The 769-nt window shown below is 66.4% G+C and carries 2 protein-coding genes; both read left to right on the top strand.

Annotated elements, in window-relative coordinates; translation table 11 throughout:
• The first annotated feature begins 302 nt into the window (after window positions 1-302).
• Window positions 303-527, top strand: coding sequence for a DUF6116 family protein (locus tag DBR34_RS14065; RefSeq protein WP_038687562.1), 225 nt, complete (start codon window positions 303-305; stop codon window positions 525-527).
• On the top strand, window positions 524-769 hold a 246-nt coding region (locus DBR34_RS23180; protein ID WP_258223939.1), incomplete at its 3' end, for a TatD family hydrolase. The genes DBR34_RS14065 and DBR34_RS23180, both read left to right, overlap by 4 nt.

The raw sequence follows: 769 nt of genomic DNA, 5'->3' as shown, positions 1-769 counted from the left end.
GGTGTCCAGGGTCGGCCGGGTCTGCGTCGCGGCTACCGGATCGGCGGCGGACGAGCCACTCTTCATGAAAGCAGCAGTGGCGATACCGCCGACAAGCAGCGCGCCAGCGGCGACCAAAGCAGTGGTAGTAGTACTTTTCATAACCGGCTCCCTGCGGACGATCCGCAACGTTCTTGAGCGGGATTCCAGCATGCGGTGCCTGAACGGAATCTCCACACGGCGTGCACGCTCCCCTTACCCATTCAGGTTCTGTGTCATTGCAGGCCGTGATAGCGTTTACAGCTTCTGTCGAGGAGCGCGTCATGGCCAATCCGCTGTTGCTGCCGGTGCTGGAATGGGCACGCCGGCTGCGCTACCCCACCCTGTTCAAGCTCACCGCCGGTCTGTTCGCGCTGACGCTGTTCATTCCGGACCCGGTGCCGTTCGTGGACGAGATCCTGCTGGGCCTGGGCACGCTGCTGCTGGCCAACTGGAAGAACCGAAGCGCAGCACTGCCGCCGGTGCTGCCAGGCAAACGCCGCGCGTGACCCTGGTCGACAGCCACTGCCACCTGGATGCGAGCGAGTTCGATGCCGATCGTTCCGACGTGATCGCGCGCGCCCGCGCCGCGGGCGTGCAGGTGCAGGTGGTGCCCGCGGTCACTGCGGCCAGCTGGCCCACGCTGCGTGAGACCTGCCGGATGGCCGACGGCCTGTACCCGGCCTACGGGCTGCACCCGATGTTCCTGGATGCGCACCGGCCTGAGCATCTGGACGACCTGCGCGGCTGG

This window comes from Stenotrophomonas sp. HMWF003, from assembly GCF_003061285.1.
GTDB classification, from domain to species: Bacteria; Pseudomonadota; Gammaproteobacteria; order Xanthomonadales; family Xanthomonadaceae; genus Stenotrophomonas; species Stenotrophomonas maltophilia_AP.
Note: the sequence above shows the minus strand (reverse complement) of the source record. Positions and strands in the feature narration are given on the sequence as shown.

Excerpts from the sequence above, each read along its gene's own strand:
- DBR34_RS14065 (WP_038687562.1), top strand. The coding sequence starts at position 303 with ATGGCCAATCCGCTGTTGCTGCCGGTGCTGGAATGGGCACGCCGGCTG.